Below are 6,429 nucleotides of genomic sequence, written 5' to 3' on the forward strand. Positions count from 1 at the left end.
CACCACGACTGGCTGCTGCACCTCTCGACCGCGCTGGCCTCCGGTTTCCCGCGTGTCCCCGTGTTCGCCCACTTCTGCGACCAGACCCACCGGCTGGTCGAGTTGGCCGCGGACGACACCGCCTCCCGGCAGTGCGGCCACCTGACCACGGCACTGGCCCTGATCGAACTGAACAACCACCGAGGCGTCCTCTCCTGCGCCTCCAGCCACCGCCTCCTCGGCGAACGAGTGGACCGCCTCCTGGACCCCCGCCCAAGACTGGGCCGCCGACGCCGAGCCCTGACAACGACAGTGGCGGCACTGGTCCCCCTGCTGCCCCTACTGATCGTGTTCGCACCGGGACTTACGGCCCTGGGCTGAGGGCTTTACCGGGCCACCCGCACCCGCCCCCCACCCCCCCCCCCACAACCCACCCGCCACTTCAGCCGATCCAGGGGCGGTGCGACCCCCGGCTCAGGCTTCCAGGAACGCCACCAGCGCGTTCGCCAGCAGATACGGGTCGTCCGCCGCGCACAGCTCCCGGGCGCTGTGCATGGACAGGATGGCGACGCCGATGTCCACGGTCCGGATTCCGTGCCGTGCCGCGGTGATCGGGCCGATCGTCGTGCCGCAGGGCATCGCGTTGTTGGAGACGAATGTCTGCCAGGGCACCCCGGCCCGCTCGCACGCCGCCGCGAACACGGCGCGTCCGCTGCCGTCGGTGGCGTACCGCTGGTTGACGTTGACCTTCAGGATCGGGCCGCCGCCCGCGCGCGGGTGGTGGGTCGGGTCGTGGCGCTCCGCGTAGTTGGGGTGCACGGCGTGGCCGGTGTCGGACGACAGGCAGACCGTCCCGGCGAAGGCGCGGGCCCGGTCCTCGTACGAACCACCGCGGGCGAACACCGAGCGCTCCAGCACCGATCCGAGCAGTGGGCCGTCCGCGCCGGTGTCCGCCTGCGAGCCGTTCTCCTCGTGGTCGAAGGCGGCGAGCACCGGGATGTAGGGCAGGCCGTCCCGGGTGGACACCGCGGCGAGCGCGGCCGTACCGGCGTGCACGGACAGCAGGTTGTCCATCCGGGGCCCGGCGAGCAGCTCGTGGTCGCGGCCGAGGTACGCGGGCGCCTCCAGGGCGTGCGTCATCAGGTCCCAGCCGGTGACGTCCCCGGCGGGCAGCCCGGACTCCTCCTCAAGGAAGGCGATGAGGTCGCCATCGCCCACGGAGTCGCCGAGCCCCCAGATGGGCTGCATGTGCTTCTGCTTGTCGAGCTGGAGGCCCTTCTCGTAGATCGCCCGGTCCATGTGGATGGCGAGCTGCGGCACCCGCAGCAGCGGGCGGTCGATGTTGACCAGCCGGGTGCTGCCGTCGCGCAGCGAGAGCCGGCCCGCGAGGCCGAGGTCGCGGTCCAGCCAGGAGTTGAGCAGCGGTCCGCCGTAGATCTCGACGGCCACCTGCCGCCAGCCGTGCCCGCCCATGTCGGGCTGCGGCTTGACCCGCAGGTTGGGGGAGTCGGTGTGCGCCCCGACGATCCGGAACGGGGTGTGCGGCGCCGCGCCCTCGGGCACGTACCAGGCGATGATCGCGCCGCCCCGCAGCACGTACTTCCCGCCGTGCGTGCCGTCCCAGGCGTCGGTCTCATCGACCTGCCGGAAGCCGGCCTTCTCCAGTCGCGCGGCGGCGTTCGCCACCGCGTGGTACGGGGAGGGGGAGGCCGCGAGGAAGGACATCAGGTCGTCGGTGTGGCCGCGATCGAAGGCGGTATGGGCGCTGCTCGTCATGCGGCAAGCCTAAGTGGGCCGCCTACAGCCGGTCGATCTCGGTCAGATCGAGTGAGCCAGTCGCGCAGCGCGCGCTGCCGCAGCAGCCGGTCGGCCACCGTGAACGAGCCTTCGGCGGAGTCTCCCCACCATGGCGCGCACCTCCCGGTCGAAGGTGGAGGTGGCCGCACCCCCGGACCGCTGCCTTCCCCCAGACAGCTGCCCACCGCCGGACAGCTGCCCACCCCGAACCACCGCCCTCCCCCGCTCAGCGCCGCTTGAACTCCACCGGGCCCGCGTTCATCTCGATCGTGCCGTCGGCGTGGAGGACCGGGCGGCGTTCCGTCATACGGCCGCTGTAGGCCTCGACCTGGTGGATCGCCGCTCCGTCGGGGTCGGTGAAGTCGACGAGGGCGATGGCCACCCAGTAGCGAGTCTTGGTGTTCTCGTAGAGCGGGACCGTGACGGTCGAACCGCGGTCGTCGGTGACTACGACCTTCGCGCCGAAGCTGCGGAAGGAGCCGAAGCCGTTGCTGACCGCGGAGTACGCGCAGAGCAGGACGTAGCCCTGCTGGTCGGGGCGGACGATACGGAGGGTCTCCCGGCCGGGGACCCGGGCGTCACCGTCGAGGTGGATGAACGGGCGGTTCTTCCGGGAGCCTAGGCGTTTGTAGTACACGACGTCGGCGCCCTTGCCCTTCTTCGCCGTGTCCGTGTCGGGCGCGGGGGCCGAGCGCTTCTTCCCGGAGACGAGGGTGCCGGGCGGCTGCTCGCCGCGGATCGCCTTCGAGGCCGGCACGAACAGGGCGTAGAGGTCGAGGTCGGCGCCCTTCCGGCGGCGCTGCTCGCTACCGCCGTCCCACTCCAGGGTCGCCGTGACCACCAGCTCGCGGTCCGCCTTGTCCAGGCTCATGGAGACCTGGCTGCCCTTTTCGAGGCTGATCTTGCCGAGCGGGGGCTTGCGCAGGCTCATCGGGGGCGCGGGCGGGGCCGCCGCCATCGGCACAGGCACCTCTTCTGCGAGCTCCCCGGTGGGCTCCTCCGCCGCCACCTCTATGCCGAAGTCCGTCGCCAGGCCCGCCAGACCGTTCGCGTACCCCTGGCCGATCGCGCGCAGCTTCCAGCCCTCGCCCCTGCGGTAGAGCTCCATCAGCAGGACGGCGCGCTCGCCGTCGGTGAGGGCAGGTGGCCTGAAGTTGACCGGTTCGGCGCCCAGTTGGGAGGCACGGATCAGGACGTCCTTGACCTCGTGGAAGGTGCGGCCGGGGTCGTCGGGGTCGCAGCTGGCGACCAGGACGACCCGGTCCACGTCCGCCGGGAGCCGGGCCGGGTCCATCTCGATGCGCTCCGCGCCCTCCTCGTCGGCGGCGACGTGCCATACCGCACCGGACTCGGCGGACGGCTGGTTGTAGAAGACCAGGTCGTCGTCGGACCTGACCTTGCCGTCCGCCGCCACCAGCAGGGCGCTGAGGTCGAGCGTGGCGCCCACGGCGTGCAGTTCTGCGAACACGGCCCCGTCACCCACCGCGATGTTCCCGCCCTTGGCCAGCTCCGGCATACCGCCCACCCCTCGAAAAATCCCCAGCACTCTCCGGCGCTTTCAAGCCACCCTGTCACATCCGTCCCGGTACGAAAGGATGTTCGGAGGGAAAGGGTGTGCCGTCGTACGGCGGCACCGGCCACTTGGCGCCCTTCGGGTGCCGGTGCTGCGACCCGGGCAGGGCTTCGGCGGTCATGGTTCCCCCCCCATGGACGGGATTCCGGGCCGTGAAGCCGGCCTACCCAGCGGATAAGACGGTGCCGCCACCCGAGCGAGTCGGGTGGCGGCATCGGAACAGACGGCAGTGAGGCTTAGAACGCTGCCTCGTCCAGGTCCATCAGCTCGTTGTCGACGCCCTCGGCGATCTCGCGGGCCAGGCCGACACCCGGCAGGACGTTGGCGGCGAAGAACTTCGCGGCCGCGATCTTGCCCTGGTAGAACGCCTTGTCCTTGGCGGAGGCGGTCGCCAGCTTCTCGGCGGCGACGGCCGCGCCGCGCAGCAGCAGGTAGCCGACGACGACGTCGCCGGAGGCCAGCAGCAGGCGGGTGGTGTTGAGGCCGACCTTGTAGATGTTCTTGACATCCTCGCCGGTGGCGGTGAGGTCGGTGAGCATCCTGCCGACGATGCCCTCCAGGTCCACGGCGGCCTTGGCGAGCGCGTCACGGGCGCCGGCCAGCTCGTCGCCGCCGTCGCCGACCGCGAGGAACTTCTTGATCTCCTCGGCCAGCAGGTTCAGGGACGCGCCCTGGTCGCGGACGATCTTCCGGAAGAAGTAGTCCTGGCCCTGGATCGCGGTGGTGCCCTCGTAGAGGGTGTCGATCTTGGCGTCCCGGATGTACTGCTCGATCGGGTACTCCTGGAGGTAGCCGGAGCCACCGAAGATCTGGAGCGACTGGGCGAGCTGCTCGTACGCCTTCTCGGAGCCGTAGCCCTTCACGATCGGCAGGAGCAGGTCGTTCAGGCCGTGCAGCGCCTTGGCGTCCTCGCCCGAGGCCTCCTTGATCGCGATCTCGTCCTGGACGGACGCGGTGTAGAGCACGAGGGAGCGCATGCCCTCCGCGTACGCCTTCTGCGTCATCAGCGAGCGGCGCACGTCGGGGTGGTTGGTGATGGTGACCTTGGGCGCGGTCTTGTCCATGAACTGCGACAGGTCGGAGCCCTGGACGCGCTCCTTGGCGTACTCCAGCGCGTTCAGGTAGCCCGTGGACAGGGTGGAGATCGCCTTCGTGCCGACCATCATGCGGGCGAACTCGATGATCATGAACATCTGGCGGATGCCGTCGTGCTTGTCGCCGATCAGCCAGCCCTTGGCGGGGTGCTTGTCGCCGAACGTCATCTCACAGGTGTTGGAGGCCTTGAGGCCCATCTTGTGCTCGACGTTCGTGGCGTAGACGCCGTTGCGCTCGCCCAGCTCGCCGGTCTCCCAGTCGAAGTGGAACTTCGGCACGAGGAAGAGGGACAGGCCCTTGGTGCCGGGGCCGTGGCCCTCGGGGCGGGCGAGGACGTAGTGGAGGATGTTCTCCTCCATGTCGTGCTCACCGGACGTGATGAAGCGCTTCACGCCCTCGATGTGCCAGGAGCCGTCCTCCTGCTGGATCGCCTTGGTGCGACCGGCGCCGACGTCCGAGCCGGCGTCCGGCTCGGTGAGCACCATGGTGGAGCCCCACTGCTTCTCGACCGCGATCTGGGCGACCTTCTTCTGGGCCTCGTTGCCCTCGTCGTGCAGGATGCCGGCGAAGGCCGGGCCCGAGGAGTACATCCAGATGGCCGGGTTCGAACCCAGCAGCAGTTCGGCGTACGACCAGACGAGCGAGCGGGGCGCGGTGGTGCCGCCGATCTCCTCCGGCAGGCCGAGGCGCCAGTACTCGGACTCCATGAAGGCCTTGTAGCTCTTCTTGAAGCTGGCGGGCACCGGAGCGGTGTTGGTCTCCGGGTCGAAGACCGGCGGGTTGCGGTCGGCGTCCGCGAAGGACTCGGCGAGCTCGTTCTCTGCGAGGCGGGAGAGCTCGTCCAGGATGCTCTTGGCGGTCTCGACGTCCATCTCCGCGAACGGGCCGGTGCCGTACAGCTTGTCGCGGCCGAGCACCTCGAAGAGGTTGAACTCGATGTCGCGGAGATTCGACTTGTAGTGGCCCATGGCGACGGCTCCGTATGGATTGGGAGGGGGTCCTCGTACGTCAGTACACACATCTACCGACTGGTAGTCGAGATGATGCTACCCGCCAGTAATAAGAGGCAACCCCTAACGGACATCTGTGACGCGTCCCGCATACGCGGGTGCGGTCGAGGGTGCGGTGCTCCCGTGGACCGGCGCTTGAGTGGCGCTGAGGGGGTGCTGAGGGGTGCTGGGGAGCGACGAGAACGCGCTGACCAGCGCCGTTCCGGCTCGTGATCCGTTCGGGGCCGGCCCGGGTTCCGTCCTGGGGCGCGTGGGCCGCCGGTGTTCCGCCGTGTCCTGTACCCGCCCGTCACGGCGGGGCGGCTCGGTAGGCTTGCGCCCATGTACGGCTACGACCAGAACCCGGGTGCCCAGCATCACTACGGCGCCCCGCCGCAGCAGCCCATGCACGGCGCCGGAATGCCGGGTGCCGGTTACGGCGGCGGTCAGGCCCCCGGCTACGGGGAGCAGCCGCTGTATCCGGAGCCGTCGCCGCCGTCGCTCGCCGACGCGGTGCGGGCGTTCACGACCGGGTCGCTGTCCGCCGAGGACTTCCAGCAGATCTTCGCCACCTCGAAGGTGTACTGCCCGCGGGGCGACAACCCCGGATTCCTGGCGCTGCACAACACCCAGCAGCCCGTGATCCCCATGTTCACCTCGCTGAAGGAACTGCGCCGGTACGCGGGCAAGGAGTCCAAGCACTTCGTGATCACCGGCGCCGAGGTGATCGACCTGCTGCCGACCGGCTACGGCTTCGTCCTGGACATGGAGGGCGACCACCGGATGGTCTTCGACGCCAAGGCCGTGGAGCAGATGGTCGACTTCGCGATGCGGCGCATGTACGGCTGATCGGCTCGCTGACTCGTCGGGGGGGGGCGGCGGGGGGGACCGCGCGCCCGCCCCCGCCGGGGGGGGGGGGGGCGGCCCGGCTCGGCCGCCACACGGCCGTGATCACCCGTACCGGGGAGGACGCCTTCGGCGTGTACCGACACGAAG

The 6,429-nt window shown here is 70.1% G+C and carries 4 protein-coding genes and 1 pseudogene; 2 read left to right on the forward strand and 3 right to left on the reverse strand.

The features are described from left to right. A pseudogene (locus tag ACFWI9_RS05210) lies at positions 1 to 360 on the forward strand (M56 family peptidase); the annotation flags it as partial. 93 nt (positions 361 to 453) lie between these two features. Here the strand turns inward: ACFWI9_RS05210 and ACFWI9_RS05215 are convergent. The 3 genes from ACFWI9_RS05215 to ACFWI9_RS05225 all read right to left on the reverse strand — a co-directional run bounded on the left by ACFWI9_RS05215 (position 454) and on the right by ACFWI9_RS05225 (position 5,412). After that, complete coding sequence (locus ACFWI9_RS05215) at positions 454 to 1,755, reverse strand: M18 family aminopeptidase (RefSeq protein ID WP_387159149.1); 1,302 nt, start codon at positions 1,753 to 1,755, stop codon at positions 454 to 456. Between the two features lie 247 nt (positions 1,756 to 2,002). Further along, complete coding sequence (locus ACFWI9_RS05220) at positions 2,003 to 3,292, reverse strand: TerD family protein (protein ID WP_387159150.1); 1,290 nt, start codon at positions 3,290 to 3,292, stop codon at positions 2,003 to 2,005. Between the two features lie 293 nt (positions 3,293 to 3,585). After that, positions 3,586 to 5,412 (reverse strand): acyl-CoA dehydrogenase, encoded by a 1,827-nt coding sequence (locus ACFWI9_RS05225; protein ID WP_387159151.1) that lies wholly within the window; start codon positions 5,410 to 5,412, stop codon positions 3,586 to 3,588. Between the two features lie 363 nt (positions 5,413 to 5,775). Here ACFWI9_RS05225 and ACFWI9_RS05230 point away from each other — a divergent pair, with 363 nt between their 5' ends. Continuing rightward, positions 5,776 to 6,282: an SseB family protein gene (locus tag ACFWI9_RS05230; RefSeq protein ID WP_338671361.1), complete on the forward strand. Its 507-nt coding sequence runs from the start codon at positions 5,776 to 5,778 to the stop codon at positions 6,280 to 6,282. The last annotated feature ends 147 nt before the right edge of the window (positions 6,283 to 6,429 follow it).

Origin of the sequence: Streptomyces sp. NPDC127084 (genome assembly GCF_042724175.1) — a bacterium.
Lineage (GTDB): Bacteria > Actinomycetota > Actinomycetes > Streptomycetales > Streptomycetaceae > Streptomyces.

What these genes read in the sequence shown, in the direction of transcription:
- ACFWI9_RS05215 (WP_387159149.1), bottom strand. Translation starts at nt 1,755, where the DNA reads ATGACGAGCAGCGCCCATACCGCCTTCGATCGCGGCCACACCGACGAC.
- ACFWI9_RS05220 (WP_387159150.1), bottom strand. Translation starts at nt 3,292, where the DNA reads ATGCCGGAGCTGGCCAAGGGCGGGAACATCGCGGTGGGTGACGGGGCC.
- ACFWI9_RS05225 (WP_387159151.1), bottom strand. Translation starts at nt 5,412, where the DNA reads ATGGGCCACTACAAGTCGAATCTCCGCGACATCGAGTTCAACCTCTTC.
- ACFWI9_RS05230 (WP_338671361.1), top strand. Translation starts at nt 5,776, where the DNA reads ATGTACGGCTACGACCAGAACCCGGGTGCCCAGCATCACTACGGCGCC.